This is a genomic window from Mycobacterium sp. NTMscope_MAC_12 (genome assembly GCF_976985675.1).
Window position 1 is genome coordinate 4,914,061 of the sequence record NZ_CDRJYY010000001.1, and the last position, 18,774, is coordinate 4,932,834.

Annotated in this window: 14 protein-coding genes; 2 read left to right on the forward strand and 12 right to left on the reverse strand. The window is 69.9% G+C overall.

From position 1 onward, the window contains the following. Window positions 1-34: 34 nt before the first annotated feature. Entirely contained in the window at window positions 35-1,465 is a 1,431-nt protein-coding gene (locus AC0KS4_RS22820; RefSeq protein WP_225330332.1) for a sulfatase family protein, read from the forward strand. A gap of 28 nt (window positions 1,466-1,493) precedes the next feature. Here AC0KS4_RS22820 and AC0KS4_RS22825 read toward each other — a convergent pair whose 3' ends face one another. Further along, on the reverse strand, window positions 1,494-2,273 hold the full coding sequence (locus AC0KS4_RS22825; RefSeq protein WP_225330333.1) for a trans-aconitate 2-methyltransferase: 780 nt from the start codon (window positions 2,271-2,273) through the stop codon (window positions 1,494-1,496). 176 nt (window positions 2,274-2,449) lie between these two features. Here AC0KS4_RS22825 and AC0KS4_RS22830 point away from each other — a divergent pair, with 176 nt between their 5' ends. Beyond that, the gene (locus tag AC0KS4_RS22830; RefSeq protein ID WP_225330337.1) at window positions 2,450-3,637 is read left to right on the forward strand and encodes an alpha/beta hydrolase family protein; all 1,188 of its coding nucleotides are present in this window, start codon (window positions 2,450-2,452) and stop codon (window positions 3,635-3,637) included. On the opposite strand, the gene eccE is transcribed toward AC0KS4_RS22830, so the two are convergent. The 11 genes from eccE to eccA3 all read right to left on the reverse strand — a co-directional run bounded on the left by eccE (window position 3,627) and on the right by eccA3 (window position 18,474). Then, complete coding sequence (gene eccE, locus AC0KS4_RS22835; RefSeq protein WP_225330334.1) at window positions 3,627-4,655, reverse strand: type VII secretion protein EccE; 1,029 nt, start codon at window positions 4,653-4,655, stop codon at window positions 3,627-3,629. The genes AC0KS4_RS22830 and eccE overlap by 11 nt on opposite strands. After that, window positions 4,652-6,070: a type VII secretion-associated serine protease mycosin gene (gene mycP, locus AC0KS4_RS22840; protein ID WP_225330335.1), complete on the reverse strand. Its 1,419-nt coding sequence runs from the start codon at window positions 6,068-6,070 to the stop codon at window positions 4,652-4,654. The genes eccE and mycP overlap by 4 nt, the downstream gene beginning before the upstream one ends. After that, window positions 6,067-7,491, reverse strand: a complete 1,425-nt coding sequence (gene eccD, locus AC0KS4_RS22845) for a type VII secretion integral membrane protein EccD (RefSeq protein WP_225330338.1) — start codon at window positions 7,489-7,491, stop codon at window positions 6,067-6,069. The genes mycP and eccD overlap by 4 nt, the downstream gene beginning before the upstream one ends. A gap of 78 nt (window positions 7,492-7,569) precedes the next feature. Further along, window positions 7,570-8,514 carry an ESX secretion-associated protein EspG gene (locus tag AC0KS4_RS22850; protein ID WP_238957035.1) on the reverse strand — a complete coding sequence of 315 codons (945 nt, stop codon included), beginning with the start codon at window positions 8,512-8,514 and terminating at the stop codon, window positions 7,570-7,572. Window positions 8,515-8,534: 20 nt separating this feature from the next. Beyond that, the gene (locus AC0KS4_RS22855; RefSeq protein ID WP_008261663.1) at window positions 8,535-8,825 is read right to left on the reverse strand and encodes a WXG100 family type VII secretion target; all 291 of its coding nucleotides are present in this window, start codon (window positions 8,823-8,825) and stop codon (window positions 8,535-8,537) included. 43 nt (window positions 8,826-8,868) lie between these two features. Beyond that, window positions 8,869-9,162, reverse strand: coding sequence for a type VII secretion system protein EsxG (esxG, locus tag AC0KS4_RS22860; protein ID WP_008261664.1), 294 nt, complete (start codon window positions 9,160-9,162; stop codon window positions 8,869-8,871). A gap of 64 nt (window positions 9,163-9,226) precedes the next feature. Beyond that, the gene (locus AC0KS4_RS22865) at window positions 9,227-10,717 is read right to left on the reverse strand and encodes a PPE family protein (protein ID WP_238957036.1); all 1,491 of its coding nucleotides are present in this window, start codon (window positions 10,715-10,717) and stop codon (window positions 9,227-9,229) included. A 2-nt stretch (window positions 10,718-10,719) separates the two neighbouring features. After that, window positions 10,720-11,028: a PE family protein gene (locus AC0KS4_RS22870; RefSeq protein WP_067165003.1), complete on the reverse strand. Its 309-nt coding sequence runs from the start codon at window positions 11,026-11,028 to the stop codon at window positions 10,720-10,722. A gap of 2 nt (window positions 11,029-11,030) precedes the next feature. Continuing rightward, complete coding sequence (gene eccCa, locus AC0KS4_RS22875; RefSeq protein WP_238957037.1) at window positions 11,031-15,008, reverse strand: type VII secretion protein EccCa; 3,978 nt, start codon at window positions 15,006-15,008, stop codon at window positions 11,031-11,033. Next, window positions 15,005-16,624: a type VII secretion protein EccB gene (gene eccB / locus AC0KS4_RS22880; RefSeq protein WP_225330451.1), complete on the reverse strand. Its 1,620-nt coding sequence runs from the start codon at window positions 16,622-16,624 to the stop codon at window positions 15,005-15,007. Before eccB ends, eccCa begins: the two co-directional genes overlap by 4 nt. Continuing rightward, window positions 16,621-18,474 (reverse strand): type VII secretion system ESX-3 AAA family ATPase EccA3, encoded by a 1,854-nt coding sequence (gene eccA3, locus AC0KS4_RS22885; protein ID WP_238957038.1) that lies wholly within the window; start codon window positions 18,472-18,474, stop codon window positions 16,621-16,623. Before eccA3 ends, eccB begins: the two co-directional genes overlap by 4 nt. Window positions 18,475-18,774 lie beyond the last annotated feature (300 nt).

The window sequence follows — 18,774 nt, forward strand, 5'->3', positions numbered from 1 at the left end:
CGGTATCGTCGCCGGTCGCAAGGCAAGGTGAGAGGTGACGCAATTGACGCCGGGCGAAGCCGCGGACAGCAAGGACGACCCGCGCCGCAAGGACAACGTGCTGATCGTGCACTGGCACGACCTGGGGCGCTACCTCGGCGCCTACGGCCACCCGGACGTATCGAGCCCGCGAATGGACCGCCTTGCGGCCGAGGGCATCCTGTTCACCCGGGCGCACGCCACCGCGCCGCTGTGCTCGCCGTCGCGCGGATCGCTGTTCACCGGGCGTTATCCGCAATCCAACGGCCTGATCGGTCTGGCCCACCACGGCTGGGAATACCGCAGCGGAATCCGGACCCTCCCCCAGATCCTGTCCGAATCGGGTTGGTATTCGGCGCTTTTCGGTATGCAACACGAGACCTCCTACCCGAAGCGGCTGGGGTTCGACGAGTTCGACGTGTCGAACTCCTACTGTGACTACGTCGCCGACAAGGCCGACGAGTGGCTGCGGCAAAGCGCCGACGGCCTTGTGGGACAACCCTTTCTGTTGACCGCCGGCTTTTTCGAGACACACCGCCCCTACCCCGAGGACCGATACTCCCCGGCGAACAGCGCCGACGTCGACCTGCCCGACTACCTGCCCGACACCCCCCAGGTGCGCGGCGACCTGGCCGCCTTCTACGGGGCCATCAGCGCGGCCGACGCCGCCGTCGGGCGGTTGCTGGACACGCTGGCGGACACCGGGTTGGACGCCACCACCTGGGTGGTGTTCTTCACCGATCACGGACCGGCGTTCCCCCGGGCGAAATCCACGCTGTACGACGCCGGGACCGGCATCGGCATGATCATCCGCCCGCCCACCAACCGGTCCGTGCCACCGCGCGTCTACGACGAACTGTTCAGCGCCGTCGACCTGGTGCCAACGCTGTTGGGGCTGTTGGGAATCGACGCCCCGGCCGACGTCGACGGTGTGTCACACGCGGGCGTGCTGCTGGAGCCGGACCCGCCCACCGCGCCGGTGCGCGACGAGGTGTACACGATGAAGACCTACCACGACTCGTTCGATCCGATTCGCGCGATTCGCACCAAGGACTACAGCTACATCGAGAATTACGCGTCGCGCCCGCTGCTGGATCTGCCCTGGGACATCGAGGAAAGCCCGTCCGGGGTGGTCGTGGCGCCGCTCGTCACCGCGCCGCGGCCCGAGCGCGAACTCTACGATCTGCGCGCCGATCCCACCGAAACCACCAACCTGCTGGCCGACGACGGCGCGGACGTCGACGACGTCGCGGCCAATCTCGCCGTCCTGCTGCATGATTGGCGTCAGCGCACCGGTGACGTCATCCCCTCGGAGTTCGCCGGAACCCGCATCGCCGCGCGGTACACCGAGACGTACCTGCAGATTCATCACGGCACCAAGCCGACCCCACGGTCGGCCATCGCCGCGGACCGGGGCATCGAAGAAGGCGGGCCCGCGCAGCGATAGTCGCCGCTCGTCCGATGGTGGCGACCCGCTACGCGCGGCCCGCTCCGCCCACCACGGCGACGACGAACACCCGCCGGAACGGGAAGATCGTCGTCCCGTCGGACCGCGGCGGATAGGCGTCGGACAGCAGCGGAATCAGCTCCTCGCGGAACTGCTCCCAGGTGTCGCCGTCGAGCCGCTCGCGCACCGGGACCAGCGCCGTGCCGGTGATCCATTCCAGCACCGGGTGCTCGCCGGTCAGCTGATGCAGATAGGTGGTCTCCCAGACGTCGACCCTGCATCCCGCGTCGAGCAGCAAGTTGGCGTAGTGCGCGGGCGGCTGAACCACCGCGCCGACGCGAAAAGGTATGTCGCGCAGCAATTTCGCGTACGGCTCGCGGCGGGCCAGCGCCCGCACCGCCGCGTACGACGGGGACTCGAAGTTGCCCGGCATCTGCACCCCGATCCACGATCCGGGCGCCAGCTCCCCCGCCCACCGCAGCAGCAGGTCGGCATGCTCGGGCACCCAGTGCAGCGCCGCGTTGCTGACCACCACGTCGGTGTCCGGTTGGGGCTTCCAGTCGCGCAGGTCGCCGGTGACGGCGTCGATGCCGCGTTCCTTGGCGGCGGCCACCATCTCCGGGGAGCTGTCCACCGCCTCGATCATCGCGTCCGGCCAGCGCCGGCCCAGGTACTTCGTCAGGTGCCCGGGCCCGCAGCCGAGATCGACGACGCGGCGCGCCTGCTCGGCGCCCACCCGCGACAGCAGATCGTAGAACGGCCGGCCGCGGTGGTCGGCAAAGGCCAGGTAGACGTCCGGGTCCCACATGTCGGTCCTCCTGATCAACGCGTCGTCGCTAGCCGGCTGATAGCAAACCGTATTACTCCTATGGTGCCCCTGCACCACCGCGGTGGTCCCGGGAAAAGACCGTAGCGACGGAAACCGGTGAAACGCCCTGGAAGCGCGAGCCCGCCCGGCTACCATCGGCGTTCGTGGCGCCCGACATGGATCCGATCGACCCGCCCATTCCCGTTCCCGACGTTCCCGGCGCCGATGTGCCGGCCGGCGCCGGCGGATTACCCCCCCACTCGGCGTTGTCGCCCCGTCAGCGAATGGTAGTCGAGGCATCGGCCCTCGGCGATCTGGCCCTGCGCACCTGGGTGGCCTCGTTGCTCACCACCACGGTGGCGCCGTTCGTGGTCGCGGGCGCCCTGCGGCAACCCGACACCGCGACCGAGCGGAGCAACCTCGACTTCTACGCCGAGCTGGGCGCGGCGGGAGATCCCGCGCAGTCCTTTCCGCCGCCCACGGAGTTGCCGCGGGTGACCTCGCGGCGGGCCAGCCCGCTGGCGGAGTGGGTCGCGCGCGGCACGGTCGACAACATCGCGTTCCCCAGCAGCTTCACCGCGATCAACCCCGCGATGCGTGCGCGTTGGAGCGCGTGGGGGTCCAACAACACGGTGCGCGCGCAGCATTGGCGCCACGACGACGGACCGCGGCCCACGCTGTGCGTGATCCACGGCTTCATGGGGTCGTGGTATCTGGCCAACGGTCGGTTCTTTTCGTTGCCCTGGTACTACCGGGCGGGCTACGACGTGCTGATGTTTACGTTGCCGTTTCACGGCAAGCGGGCCGAAAAGTTCTCACCCTTCAGCGGTTTCGGCTATTTCGCCGGCGGGCTCAGCGGCTTCGCCGAGGCGATGGCCCAGGCCGTGCACGACTTTCGTTCCATCATCGACTATTTGCGCCACACCGGTGTCGACCGGATCGCGCTCACCGGCATCTCGCTGGGCGGCTACACCTCGGCGCTGGTGGCCTCGGCCGACGATCGGCTCGACGCCGTCATCCCCAACTGCCCCGTCGTCACTCCCGCGACCCTGTTCGACGAATGGTTCCCGGCCAACAAGCTGGTCCGGGTGGGCCTGCGCCTCTCCGATATCAGCCACGAGCAGTTGGGTGCCGGTCTGGCCTACCACTGCCCGCTCAACTACCGGCCGCTGGTCGGCCGGGACCGCCGGATGATCATCACCGGCCTCGGCGACCGGATGGCGCCGCCGGACCATGCCGTCAAGCTCTGGCACCACTGGGATCACTGTGCGCTGCACTGGTTTCCGGGCAGCCACGTGATGCACGTGAGCCAGCTGGACTACCTGCGCCGGATGACCGAGTTCCTGCAGGAGGTCATGTTCTAGCGGCCTCGAGGGTAACGGCGGTCTCGGTGACTTCCGCGGTACCCGCCGACGACGCCCGATGGGCCCCGCCGACCAGGGTGGGCCAGTGCAGCCGGGTGAGCAGGTCCGCGGGCGCGGGCGTGTGCCCGTCCAGCCGCGTCGTGGACAGCAGGTCCAGCGCCGTCAGTGCGGGCAGGTGGTTTCCGCGCTGCGGGGTGAGCCCGTCCAGCGGCGCCTTGCGGTCCGGCGGGGTGTCGGTCTGGAAGGCGCACGCCACGGCGACGGCGGGGTGGTCCTTGTCACCGGCGATCTCCAGCGCGGTGCAGGTCTCGCGCGCAGAATGCGACCGGATGGCGTCCAGCGTCTCCGGCAAGGCCTCGTCCACCCGGATCTCGTATGCCGCAATGTAATCCGACGCGCCGCGCTGCACCCCGCGCCATCTCTCACGGGGGTTGGACGTCAGCAGCCGGGGGACGTCGTCGGGTGCGACGGCGGTGGCTTCCCATCCGGTCTCCCGGAGGTGGTCGGCCAGCCGCCGCGCCGCGACCTGAGCGGTCTCCTGCAACGGGATCCGCGGCGAGCGGGCCCGCAGCGCGGCGAGGTTCTCCGGCGCCGACACGGTGAGCCCGATCCAGGTCTCGCGCCGCGAGGCGTCGGAGGCGTTGTCCCGGCTGGTGATCCGGATCTTGTCGGCCCGGATGCCGTAGCGGTCCAGGTAGCCGGCGATCAGCGGCAGCGGCAGCACATCGGAGTCGCCCTCCGGTGCGCCCACCCGGACCAGGACGGTGGTCGCCGTGGCCGGCGGCTCCGGCGTGAACGCATTGCGACGCCCGATGATCGCCAGGCGGCGGCGCGCCAGGGTGGTGAAATACAGACCGCCCCACGCGCCGAACAGCACGATCACGACGGCCGCCGCGATGCCGAGCAGCCAGTAGTCCCGGGGCGATCGCCACGGGTAGGCCATCACCGCCGGCACAATGGCCAAGAGCGCCAACGTGATTCGCCCGCTCCCGGGGGTCGGTATCGAAATCTTGCTCACGGGGTGGGGTCCTTTCGACGGCGTGCGGCGATGGTGGTGACCGCGCCGGCCACGGCGACCAGCACGGCCAGCACGGCGGTGCCGGCCACCGCGACGGTCCGCGGTGTGGTGTTCTCGGGCGCCGGCGCCGGAGGCAGGGCGACCTGCTTCGCCGCCGCCCCGCTCGGCTGATCACCGGCGGGCAATTGCCAGGTCAAGGCGGCCACCGGGTCCACGCTGCCGGCGCCCACCACGTTGGACGGGTCACGGGCGCCGTTGTGCGCGGTCGCGGTGATGCGGTGCGTCACCGCGGTGGCCGACAGGTCGGGATACTTGCTGCGCACCAGCGCGGCGACGCCGGCGACGTAGCCGGCCGCGTAGCTGGTGCCCTTGAGGGCGACCAGTTGCTGATGGTCGTCGGGCAGGCCGTTGGCGAGGCCCGCGCCGTCACCGTTGCCGACCGACACGATGCGTTCGCCCGGCGCCGCGACGCCCACCCAGGGGCCCGCCACGGTGAATTTCGACGGCTGGCCCTCCGGGGTCAGCGACGCCACCGACAGCACGTACGGCTGCCACAACGACGGGATGGACACCGAGGTGACGCCGGCCCAGTTGCGTGGATCGTTCGGACGGCTCAGGTCGGTGAGCGGATTGGATTCGCAGGATGTCCCACCGGCGAACGATCCGGTCGGCCCGCTGTTGCCCGCGGCGGCCACGATCACCGCGTCCTTGTCCACCGCCGCGTAGCGCACGGCGGCGCCGAGGGCGGCCTGGTCGACGGGGCGGTCGACGGGCAGGCAGGTGGCCGAGCCGACGTCGATCACCCGGGCGCCGAGGTCGGCCGCGTGCACGATGGCCCGGGCGAGGGTCGCGACCTCGGACGACACCCGAGCCATCAGCGGATCGCCGCCCGGCGTGCGGGGGGAGAACCTGGCCGACGACGTCCTGATCGACACCACGCGCGCCGCGGGGGCCACGCCCGAGAACCCGTCGTCAGCCGAGGGCTGGCCGGCGATGATCCCGGCGACCAGCGTTCCGTGTCCGTCGCAGTCGGTCAGGCCGTCGGTGGTCTCGACGAAGTCGCCGCCCGGTTCGACATTGGGCAGCCGCGGGCCCGGCCGCACCCCGGTGTCGAGCACCGCGACCAGCTGGCCGTCGCCGCGCGAAAACTGCCATGCCGCCGGCAGATTCAGCGCGGACTGGCTCGGCGTGGGGGCGCCCGGATCGCTGCCCGGAATGACGCCGGACGTGACGCAGGGTCCGCGCTGCTCCATCGGCTGCACGGGCCCCGGCGCCCCGCTCGGTGGGGGGACGCCGGGATCGACCGTCGGCGGGCTGATCGCGAAAGCCGGCGGACTCGTCCACGTCGCGGTGGCCGGCAACAGGGCCAACGCCGCCGCGAGGCAGGCTGCTGGATATTGCCGCGGCCGAATCATCGATTGAGCACCAGGCTGAACAGCCCGACCACAAACGCCATGACGGGGATCAGCGAGGCATCGAGTCCGGCCGCGGCGAAGCCCACCAGCCGTCGCACGGGAAGCGAATAGCTCTCCGGCTCAGCGATACCCGGGTTCAGCGCCAGCACGATCCACACCGCCACGAGCGCCAGCAGCACCAGCGCCGCACCGAGGGCGGCGCCGTAGCGTCCCGTCGCCGTGTAGATCACCAGCAGCACGCCGGCGGTCAGATAGGGCTGGGCGAGCAGCCACGCCTTGCACGCCGCCGAGTCCCACACCCGGGCGCGCAGCACCGACGCCGCGGCGGTCGCGCCCACCACGTACCAGCCCGCGCCGCTCAGGGTCTCCGGGCGCAGCGCGATCGCCACCGAGCCCAGGACAGTGAGCAGCACCGCGGCGGCGATGAAGCCGCTCTGGTGGGCGTCGCTGATCCGCACGCGGCGGGGCAGGTCCTCGAGCACCTGCAGCGACGGCGCCGACGGCGTGGGATCCCCGGGCGCCGGAATGACCGGCAGCGGGAAGCGCGCCCACAGCGCGGACAGCTGCGCCGCTTCGATGGTGACCAGCAGCGCGGCCACGATCAGACCGCAGCCGATCGCGACCAGCTTGACGTGCCACAGCAATTCGGCCCCCGCGGCCAGCAGCACCGCCGCGCCCAGCACCGCGGTCGCGGTGAAGAATCCGGCGATGCGCTCGCGCTGCGCGCTGGGCACCATCAAGGCGATCAGCGACCACGCGGTGACACCGGCCGCGGCCAGCATCACCTGCGCAGGGCCGAACCTGCCCGGCACCGCCAGCACCAGCGCGGCGCCGATGGGCACCAGCGCGGCGATCGACAGGGCCATTCCGGTGCGCGCCGAGCGCGCCGTGGCCAGCAGGCCGACGATCGCGGTCAGGGCCGCGACCGCGCTGACCGCAACCACCCCGGACAGTGCGCCGGTGGCGACGCGATAGGTGACCGACAGGCCGGTCGCCAGGAAGGCCACGGCGATCGCCGCGGCCAGCGCGCCGCGCTGGATATGCGTTGTGCCCCAAGGCCGCAGCCGAGAGGTGGAGAAAATCATGGCGGCGTCGGCGATGTCCTCGACGATGCCGGGCGCGGCCGGGCCGACCGGCACCGGCTGCAGCGCCAGCAGGTCACCGTCGACGACTCCGACCGTGTCCAGGCTCGCGTCCAGGCTGAACGGCGCGCCGCCGATGGGCGCCAGGCTCAGTTGGGTGGCACCACCGATCTCGGCGGCGCCGCGTGAGCCGGAGCCGTCTTCCGCGTCGCCGTTCGCGGTGGCCGGAACCACCAAACGCTGGACCGCGGGCAGGATTTCGCGCAGCGGCAGCTCGGCAGGCAGGGCCATTTCCGTCAACCTGCTGTCCGCGAGGATTGCCACGCGGACGATCGGCATGACGGTTCCGGACGTCACCGGACCCTCGAAGAATGTTGCGGCCGTTCCTGGGACATCGTGCTCTCTTCTCTATTTCTTTCAGTGGTGGACGGACAGTGTTGACGGGGAGAAATCTCGCGTTGAAGGCGAAAAGTCTCGCGTTGAAGCGGAAAAGTCTCGTGCTAACCGGTGTTCGGCGAACCATCCGGCGTCTGGCAGCTGGGCGGTCAGTTGTTCGATCGCGACGGCGATCGCGAACGGCGTGCCCGGCGCGAAGGTCGAAACCCACTCGCCGTCGAACGCGCTGGACGGGCTGACCAGGACCCGGCCCTCGCTTGTGTCCACGATGCTCATCCCCACCTCGGTGGTGGAGTGCCGGCCGTCGCGGTGGCAGCCGGCAACGATCTCGACGTAGCTTCGCGACCCGTTGAACACCGACTCCACCACCGGCCGCGCCGATTGCGGAATACCAAGGTAGTCAAGGACTTCGGCGAGCGGAGCACCGGAACGCAGACGCTCGTCGGCGCGGGCGCCCACCCGGGTCGGCATGCTGAACTCGTCGAACCGCGCCGGTTGCCGCTGGGCCAGCCCGACACAGAGAACCGGAACCAGGGCGCGCGGGTCATCGATGTCCATCGCGGTGAACGTGATCAGCTGCGCGCTGCGCAACACCACCACCGTCGTCGACGGCCGCCCGCCGGCCCCGGCGCGCTGCGCGACGATGCCGCGCAGCAGCTCGCCCGCGCCACCGGCCGCACCGGTGTCGTTGGCGGGGGGGACGTAACGCAGGTCGAGCCACCGCTCGGGGAAGCACACCACCTTGATCCACTCGGCGACGGCGGGGTTGATGAGTCCGGCTTCTGATACCAGGCCCATCTGGGTGAGCTCCGCCCTCTGACGGTCGAGGAACGCGTTGCGTTCCGCGGCGTCACGATAGGGGCAGGTGATTGCCAATACCCACGGGAAGCTTCCCGCCCCAATCGTTTCCGCGATGAACCACGCGTGATCGACCGTCAGCTCGACGGCGTTGGGAGCTGGTTCCATCAGGCTCGTTCAGCCACGAACTAGCCGCCCCACTTGGCGGCTTCGGCCTGGTCGCGGGCCAGCATCGACATGGTGTTGGCCTCGTGGGTGCTGGCCATCGACTGGTATGCGCGCACCAGGCTTTCCATGGCCTGGTTCCACTGGGCCTGCCACACCTGGTAGGTCATACCGGTATCACCTTGCCAGGCGTTGGACAGCGTGGCCTGCTCGGCGGAGATGTCGGCGCCGAGCCCCTGCATCGTGCCGGCGTAGCCCGACATGTCGGCGGCGTGGCTCAACATCGCCGGGTAGTTGTACATGATTTGCGACATCACAAGTCCTTTCGCGGGTTGGTGGCGTCTAAAAGCGGCGGTGTCAGAACGCGGTGTAACCGGAGGCGGCCGCCGCGTCCGCGGCCACATAGGTGCCGGCGGCGTCGCCGAGGTTGGCCTGGGCGATATCCAGGAGCGTGTTGACCCGCGCGGCGACCTCCACGAACCGTGCGTGCGCGGCCTGGAACGCCGCCGAGGACTCGCCCTGGTGGAAGGCCTGGGCCGACATCGCTTCCTGCTCGGCCTGGCTGATCGTGCTGCGCAGCAGCGCGGCCTTGGCGCTGAACGCCGATTGCGAGGCAACCAACTGCGGGATATGAGCGTCCAACATACTCATGGTGATTCCTTTCTATTGCGTCCGTTGGGGTTTGGAGTAATTCACCCGGATGTGGCTTACTGCCTTATCCCCCCTTCCCCGGCTCGGTTGGGCCCGTTCCGTTGACGGCTTCCTGTCCCCACGTGCCGGGCACCATTGGCATCCGTGGGCCGCCGCCGAAGTCGTCGTCGGCCAGCTTGGTCAGTCCCGCCGCCTGAAACGCCTTGTGTCGCTGCTTGGTTCCGGCGAATCCGAGCGCCCCGGCCCCCTGCGCGGACGCGATGGCCGCGGCCAGCTCCTCCTCGTCGCCGTAGTCCGGCGGCACACCGAAATCGGATTCCATATCCGCGAATTCGTCGGCGTGGTCGTGCAGTGCGGCCCGCCGCCGGCGCCGCGCTCGCGCCTCGGCGCGCGCCGCTGCCGCCGCGCCGGCCGCCGGGATCGTCGCCGCGGGCGCCTTGGCCCCGCCGCGGCCGCCCAGGGTGGGACCGACGCCGGTTTCCGGGTCAGCGCCGTAGGCGACCACGTAGGCGAAGCTTCCGGCCGGCGCCGCCGGCGCCGGGGCGGCGGGCGCGCCGGTGCCGGCCGCGACCGTCGTGGCCGGGGTCGCGGCGGGAGTCGCCACCGTCGGCGCCAGGGCGACCGCCGGCAGCATGGACGGCTTGTTCGATGCCAGCACGGGGGCCACGGCGGCCGGGGCCGCCGCCTCCGGTGCGGCCTCGGCGGGCGTGGCGAACAAGGAACTGAGGCCGATGCCCAGCAGGAGCGGAATCAGGAACGGCGCGGTCAGGATCGCGCCCCAGGTCGGCCAGCCGACGGCGTTGAAGAACACCTGGTAGGCGACGAAGAACAGCAGCGGTCCGTTGGCCGCCAGGAACGCCGGCAGGTTCGAGAAGAAGTCCTGCAGCATCTGCTGGATGTTCTGGAAAAAATCCTGCAGGAACTTCGACAACTGCTGGATGAAGTTCTGCCACCAGTCGCCGGTGTTCTGCGCGGCGTTGGACGTGAGGTTGTTGGTCTCGCTCCCGGGATTGACGATGGTCGGCGCGGCCATGGTGCGCGGTGCCGCGGCCAGCGCCGAGCCCGAGACGGCCTGGTAGGTGCCCATGGTGGTGGCCGCCTGGACCCACATCCGCGCGTAGTCGGCCTCGTTGACCGCAATCGGAATCGTGTTGATGCCAAAGAAATTCGTCCCCACCAGCACCCCGTGGACGGCGTGGTTGGTGGCGAGCTCGGCCAGCGTCGGCATGGCCGCCAACGCGGCCGTGTACGCCGTCGCCGCGACCTCCTGTTGCGCCGCGGCGCCAGCGCTGTCGGCGCTGGCCTGCTGCAGCCATGCCAGGTACGGCAGGTGGGCCGCCACATACTGCTCGGCGCTCGGCCCTTCCCACGCCCCCGCCTGTGCCTCCCCCAACAAGGCACTGAGTTCGCCGGCCGCCGTGGCGTATTGGGCGCTGAGCGAGGTCCACGCACCGGCGGCCGCCAACAGCGGCCCCGGTCCCGGACCGGCGCTCAGCAACGCCGAATGCACCTCTGGTGGCGACGCCATCCAGATGGGGCCGAAGGGGGCGGTCATCGTCAGGCGCCCGCGATCCCGAACGTCGCAGCGGCCGCGGTGTCGCCCGCGAGATAGCTCGCGCCGGCCTCCCCGACGCCGAGCCCGGCGCGGCCCAGCTCTTCGACGCCCTGGGCCGCCATGGCCGAGTGCTCCTGGCCCTGAGCGCTGAACCCCACAGCCGTCTGCAGCGACACCGGATCGACCGCCGGCGGCACCACCGCCGTGATCGCCGGGGCCGCCGCCGCGTGCGCCGCCGCCAGCCGTGCCGTCAGCGCCTCCACCGCGGCGCTGGTGGCGGCCAGACCTTCGGGAACCACTCGCAGCGTCATCTCTACTCCTCCCGTTGCGCTTCACTTGCCATTACGGTTTCCCCGATCAAGGGGTTGATCAATTGCACGTACGTCGGACCGTCGCTGTCGCCCAACAGGATCGCCCGTCCGGCCGGCAACCGGCCGAACCGTTGACCGCGGATCTTGCCGCTGTCTTGCGGGTTGCCCGCGAGCATCAACGTGGTCGCCTGCAGGTCGTTGAAGCGGCGCAGCAGCGGGTTCGTCATCAACGCGTGCCCCGACCCGGTGGCCCGCGCGGTGACGATCACCCGGATCCCCAAATCGGCTGCCTGCGAGAGCAACCCGAGCAGCGGACTCCACGGGCGCTGCCCGACGTAGGGGCCACTCATCGCCGGCGAATCCGGTATCTGGTCCACGTCGTCGATGATCAGGTAGTGGGTCTGGCCCGCAAACGTCCACCGCGACAGTTCGGCCGGTGACATGCCGGCCGGTGGCCGGCGCGACTCGATGAGGTTGGCCAGCCCCAACATCGCCGGGATGATGCGGTCGATGTTGGCGGTGTACTCGTTGTCGGCGAACAACGGTTCGTCGACGAGGTGCAACCGCCGATCCAGCACCGTGAAGGCCACCTGATCCGGCGTCGAGTGTTCGCGGACCGTGCGAATGAGGTGGCGCAGCAGCGTCGTCTTCCCCGACTTGCTGTCACCGAACACCATCAGCAGCGGGTTGTCGGCGAAGTCGACCACCACCGGCGCGAGATCCTCCTCGCGCTGGCCGATGACCACCTGTTCCGTCCCGCGGTAGAGCGACCCGACGGCATCCGGGGCGAGATTGGTGGGCAGCAGCCGCACCGGCGGCGCCGCCATGCCCGGGTAGCGGTCGTTGATGGCGGCGACCTGGTCCAGCTCCGGGGCGGCGAACAGGAAATGTTCTGCGGCCATGGTCAATCCGCGGCCCGGCTGGTCGTGCGGCACCGCCTCGGCGGGCCGGCGCAGGGCGCCGACGACCCGCACATTGCTGTCCCGCGGATCGTGCAGCTTGAGCTCGAGCCGCAACCCGAGGCCGTCCCGCATCGACAGCGGCACCTCCAGCCAGCTGGGCGTGGTGACGACGACGTGGATGCCGTACGCCAGCCCGATGTTGACCAGCTCGGTGACCTTGGCCAGCAACGGGTTTCGCGTGTTGAACTGGTCGGTGTTGTCACGGCCGAACGCGTAGAGGTTGTCGATGAGCAGGAACACCTCGCCGAACCCGTCGTCGGGGACCCCACCGCGGGAGTCCCGGAACGCCTCGCGGCGCTGCCGCGACAACAGCAGCTGCTCGAGCTCCCCGAAGGTGCGCCGGATCCGTTCGGGCTCCAGGGCCGAGGCGACGCTGCCGACGTGCGCCAGGCCCTCCAGCGCGCGCAGCTTGCCGCCGCCGTAGTCCAGGCAGTAGAACGTGACCTCGCGCGGCGAGTGCAGGCTGGCCGCCGACAACATGAACGTCTGCAGCGCAGTCGACTTCCCCGACTTGGGGCCACCGTGGATGACCATGTTTCCGGCCGACGACGCGGCATCGAATATCAGTGGGTCGCGGCGCATCTCGAACGGCTTGTCGATCTCGCCCAGCGGCCACCGCCACTGCCGCGGCGGCACGCCGGCCCGGGCCAGCATCGCGGTCACCGGGATCGGCTCGTCCAGCGGCGGCAGCCACAACTTCGGCGCGCGCGGACCGTAACCGGCCAGCTGGTCGCCGATGGTGGCGATGAGCTTGCGCGGCGGCCCGGTCAGTTCGACCTCGTCGGGGCTGGTGATCACGGTGTCCTGATCGGGCTCGACCCGCCCGGCGGTGAACACCTTGGGCTCCGGGATGGACGGCACCACCAGCGATTTGGCCTTCTGCGGCGGATCGTAGATGCCGTCGACATAGGTGCTGCGGAACTTGATCGGGGTCGCGCCCGGCGCGGGCACCAAGAAGCCCACGCCCTTGTGCTCCTTGCCGGATTCGATGTGATAGGCGTCCTCCACGCCGATGATCTGGCGGGACACGCTGGGGCTGGCCACCTTCAACCCGATGCGGTAGGAGGTGTTCTTGTCGATGTCCTTGATCTTTCCGACATCCAGCGTCTGCGACGCGAACAGGATGTGGATGCGGAACGAACGGCCTTTGCGGGCAACGTAATCGAACAGCTCCGCGTACTCCGGGTGGTCCGCCAGCATCAACGTGAACTCGTCGGCCACCACGAACAGCGTCGGGATCGGCGCCAGGTCGTGCCCCGCCGCGATGGCGTTCTCGTACTCGACCACCGAGTTGAAGGCGCTGCCCTGCACCCGGCGGCCGGCCTCACGCAGCAGCGTCTCCCGGCGGGCCACCTCGCCGCGCAGCGTGTCGGCGAACCGGTCGGCCAGCGACTTCTTTTCGGCCATGTTGGAGATCACCGCGACAACCTGCGGGAAATGGCGGAAGCTGTCGGCCCCGGCCTCACCCTTGAAGTCGGCGTAGATGACGATCAACCGGTCCGCCGAGTGAGTCGTCAACAGCGACAACAGGATCGACATCAGGGTCTGGGACTTACCCGACCCCGTCATACCGATCATCAGACCGTGCGGGCCCATCCCGCCCTCGGCCTCGTCCTTGAGGTCGAACATCAGCGGCTCACCGGTGGCGGTGACCCCGATCGGGACGCGCAGCTCGTCCTCGCGGCGCCGGGGCGCCCACAGCGTCGGCACATCCAGTTGCGACGCGTCCGGGATGCCCAGCATCGTGGTGAACGTGGCGCCGCGGGTGGCCGCCGAGCGCAACCCCGTGTGGGACGGGTTGGAGTCCCACCGCGACAGCTGGCGCGCCAGGTGGGCGGCCTCGTCGGCGCCCAGCTGGTCGGCGTCGTCGATGTAGGGCTGCCAGCCGCCGGTCTGCCAGCGCTCGAGGGAGCAGCCTCGGCCGCCGCCGCTGATGCGCAGGATCGGCTTCTCCGGGTCCGAATACTGCTCGCGGTGCGGGGCGGTGGCGCCGCGGTGCACCACGGTGACACCCGCCCGGCCCATCGCCAGGGTCGAGGCGTTCAGGTCGTAGTCCGGGTCGTCGACGACGATCAGCAGGTGCCGCAGCGCGTCGGCGGGTTCGCCGGTGAACGCCGGGCGGTCGACGAGCGCGGACCCCAGCTTGACGACCAGTTCGTCGGCGTTGGTGGCCATGAAGCGGGCCGGCCCGACGCCGTCGAGCTCACCGGGAATGTCGATGTGCGGCAGCCACTTCAGCCACGACCAGTCCGCTCCCTCGAGATCGGGAGTGACCAGCGCGACCCCGAGCACCGTCGGGTCGTGCCAGGTGACCGCCTGAGCGACCCAGGCCCGCATCGCCGAGCGCGCCTGGTCTTCGGGGCCGAGCACGGTGATCCTCGAGACCTTGGCCAGGTCGATTCCGGTCGGCACGTCACGCACCGTGCGGTGGGTCTCGAGCAGGCTGCGTAATGCGCTGTGCGACACCGGCTCCAGGTCGATCTCGTCCGCGGTGTCGTTGACCCGCAGCGCGGTCGCCAGGGGCACGTGGTGCCGCCCGGCCCGCAGCGCCAGGAAGTCGGGATCGTGCGGGTCGCGCTCCCACTGACGGCGCGTTCCGGGCACGGCGGCCAGCGCCGCGGGTTCCGGGTGGGACCACTGCGCGGCGGCGCGCTGCGCGGCGGCCTGGGTACGGATGTTGTCCCGGACCACAGACAGGTAGCGCAGGTAGTCGGCGCGCTCGGCGTCGACCTCCTCGGTGCGCGTCTTGTTGTCGTTGCCGCGGTACATCGCCGTCGCGGCGAGCAACAGCACGAACGGGAAGAACAGGGTCTGCGGGGAGATCAACCGCATCCCGGTCGCGAACAGGGCGACGATCATGCCGACGATCAGGATCACCAGCACGTACGGCATCGCCCGGCGCAGGAACGACGGCGGAATCACCCGGGGCAACTCGGGCGGCGCCTCGATGGCGATGGTGCCCTTGCGGGTCACCGGCGGCGCCAGCCGGCGGCGCGCTTCGAAGATCAGTCGGCTCATCGGGGGGCTCCCTCGGCTTCCCTAGCAGCAGCGGTGACGCGGCCGGGCTTCTGGTCGGGCGTCAGCCCGTCGTGTGCCAGCAGCGCGTCGGCGCGCGATAACGTCGGGCCGCTCGCGAACAGCGACAACATCGACCACGGAATGGGGACCGGCGGCCCGGTAAGGCCAAGGGCCTCAACGGTTTTGCCCTGCCCGGCGGCCGGGTGCTCCGCCTCGTTGTCGATGCCGTAGCGGACACCGGTGTCAGAGACCCAGAACAGCGACCCGGCGCCCGGCGAGTTCGGCCCGCCGCCGACGGTCTGGGTGAAGTATCCGTATCCCGGCGCCAGGGCGACGCGGGCGGCGGTGGTCGGCGCGCCGCCGCCCACCAGGTCGACGGTGCGTATCGATTCGGCCACCGGCAGGGCCGAGCCGGACAGCAGGTTCACCGAGCTGCTGGCGGCACCGGCGGGCTTGCTCCAATACGCGCACGAGACCGGCGATTTGGCGGCGTCCACCAGGCCCACCTGCTGGTCCGGGTACCGCGTGGTGTCCAGCATCCGCGACACCGGCAGCTTGGCCACCGCATCGGCGCCCAGCCGCGGGGGTTGGTCCAGCCCATAGGAATTCGTGTTGCGCAGGATCGCGGCGAGCACCGGCGAGATCTGCTGCAGGCCGTCGGGCAGCACCGCGTAGTAGCGCGGCGCACCCGAGGAGCTCTGATCCAGGGTGTAGGACACCACCACCGCGCCGATCGGTGCGGTGGTGGTAAAGGGCGCCGGCGCACCGGCGTTCGGGATGCCGGGCGCGGTCAACGACGGCGCCTCGGGTATCGCGTTGAACAGGCCCAGGGCGATGGGGCGGGGCGCGGGGATGTCAGAGTTGCCCTGTCCCAAGCCAAGTGCGTTGGTGATCGCATGGTCGGTCAGGTTGATTTGACTGCGCTTGCCCTCCCACAGCAACCAGGTGGTGCCGTCGCGCTCGGCGAGCAGTGCCTGGCGCGGCGCGAGCGTGGCGGCGCGGGCGCCGCTGCTGTCGGGCCGGCCCGCGATCACCGTGACGCCGGTGCTGTGGGCGGCGTGCCCGCCGGGCTCGCTGACCGCGTCGCACACCGTCCAGTTCGCGTCGGCCGACGGGTTTTGCACCATCCGTTCCGGCGCGCCGGGGATGCCGATCAGGTTGCCGCGCGGAAACCGGTCCAGCTCACTGCTTTTCACCATGGTGGGGTCCACCGGCCGGCCCGTGATCAGCCGCGCCGAGGTCAGGTTGAGCACCGGATGCAGGTCCTCACCGACACGGACATACAGCGCGGCGGTTGACCGGTCGGCGAGCACGGCGTTGGTGCCCGCCGTCCCGCTGGGCCGGATGAGCGAGAACACGAAGCAACCGGCCAGGCCGGTGATCAGAAGGACGGCGCCCATCGCCACCGCGCGCGACTGGGTGCGCAGGGGGTCGACGAGCATCCTGGTGTCGTGCAACGCAATACCGGAGGCGATCCGGCGCATCACGAATCGCCAGCCGCTGACCTGGTGCCGGGTGACGAAGCCGCGGCGGTACTCGACCTGGTCGGGGTTGTCGTTGACCGGGGTGCGAGAGGTGAACGAACGGCGTTCGTCGGGTTGATGGTTGGACGTCATGCCGGCACCGACAGCCCGAGGCCGCGCAGCAGCGGCTCAACCGACCTTGCGACGTCGTCGTCGGTGATCGTCATCAATTCCTCGTCACTGAATTCGCCGGTTCCGGCGTGTTCCGAATGGTCGAGCCGGAACTCTCGTTCTTCTTCGGAGCGTTCGACGATGTTTCGGACGAATCGACCGTTACCGGCGATGTCCAAGTTGCGTCGTGAGATTCCGTTGGCGTCGGGGGTCGAGTCGGTCGCCAAGTTCGTGAACAGCTCCTCCATGTGGTCGAGCGCGGCCTTTTCGAAGATGCTGTCGCGCTGCTCGGCCATCTTGTTCGCGATCTCGACGAGTTCCGACGGTGCGTAGGAAGGGAAGTCGATGTTGCGGGTGAACCGGGAACGCAGGCCCTCGTTGGTGTCCAGGAATTTGTCCAGGTCGGCGCGGTACCCGGCGATGATGACCACCAGGCGGTCGCGGTCGTTCTCCATCCGCGCCAGCAGGGTGTCGATGGCCACCAGCCCGAAGTCGTTCTTGGCGCCGGTGGCGACCAGTGCGTAGGCCTCGTCGAGGAACAGCACGCCGTCGAGCGCGCTGTCGATGATCGCGTTGGTCTTGGCCTCGGTCTCGCCGATGTGCTGGCCGATGAGGTCGGCGCGGTGCACCTCGCGGATGTTCTCCCGCTTCAAAAGCCCGAGGCCGCAATAGATTTTGGCGACCACGCGGGCGATGGTGGTCTTACCGGTTCCGGGTGGGCCGGCGAAGACCAGGTGGTGGGCGCGCTGCGCGACCGCGAGTCCGCGCTGCTTGCGGACCAGCTCCATGGCGACCGAGCTCTTCAGCCGCGACACCTGGTTCTTGACCTCTTCGAGGCCGATGAATTCGGCGAGCTGGCGTTCGGCCTCGTGCAGCAGCACGGCCTTGCGTTCGTGGGCGGCGGGATCGACGAAATCCTCGGCGCTGGGCTCGGTTTCGGGGTTCCACGGATCGATGCGGGCCTCGATGCGGGCCGCCGTCGTGGTCACGATGCCGAAACTGGTGTCGGTCAGGGCCTGTTCGACCTGTTCGTTCTCGGGGTGGGCCGCGTACAGGTCCTGCAGCACTTCGCTCGCCGAGTCCTCGTCGACGTGCGCGCGCAGCACCAGCGCTTTGGCCAGCGCGCCATCGACGGCCGCCACCGCGACCGGTCCGTCGGGCTCCTCCAGATAGGACAGCGCCGGGGCGAACATGCCCAGCCGGGCCAGCGCGGTGCCGAGGGCGATTTTGGCCGCGTGCGAGAACGCCTCGTCGAGATCCGTGTCGTTGACGATCGGGGTCAGCAGCTTGACGACGTCCGACCAGCGCTCGGCGCGGTAGTTGATGACGATGGACACCCAGCGGGCCTCGCGCCAGTTCGGGCGCTCGGCGCTCAGGCCGGCGACGATGGCGTCGGCGTCAGCAAACCGTCCCGCCGTGGCGAGCGAGGCCGCGTAGGCGAGGTGGAAGTCGTCGGGAGTGGTGGCGCGAAACTGTAGATACAGTCCGGTGTCGTAGCGGAAGCCCAGCGAGTCGGGCGCCAGATCGACCTGGCGCTGCAGCACGCCCGCGGTGGCCGCGGTGCGCGACACCGCCTCGAGCACTCGCAGCGACGCATCCCCGGCGGCCGCCAGCCCCGTCCACGCGTCGCATTGGTCGTGGGCGATGCGCGTCAGCGCGGTGAAACCCGAGCGGGCCGCGGCCAGGTCGGCCGGCCGCTGGCGCTGGTAGACGACGATGCCCAGCGCGCGGCAGCACGTGGCGAACCGGCTGACGACGTCGCCGTCAACGCGCGTGTCGACCCGCGGATTGACGGGCTGAACTGTGAGCATGCCGGTGTCACCGTGTTCCACGGCCGCGTCTTTTCATGTATGTAGTCTCCCCTAACCTGACCCGCCTGAAGTTAGCATTGCATAAGCTAACTGTCGAGGCGTTTGGGCCTGTCCGACTCACCACTGCACTGCCCTTCTTCTACCGCCGATGGGGGCGTTCCGGAGAGGGTTTAGCCGCATTTTCGGCATACTCACAGCCGCACGTCGTGCGGCCTCACAGCAAGGCCTCACCTTACTGAAAATCATTTTCATTATCAATCCCGGCCCGCAAGCTCGGCGCCCGCCGGCCCCGCCGAGCGGATCAGGGACGACGCCGTCCGC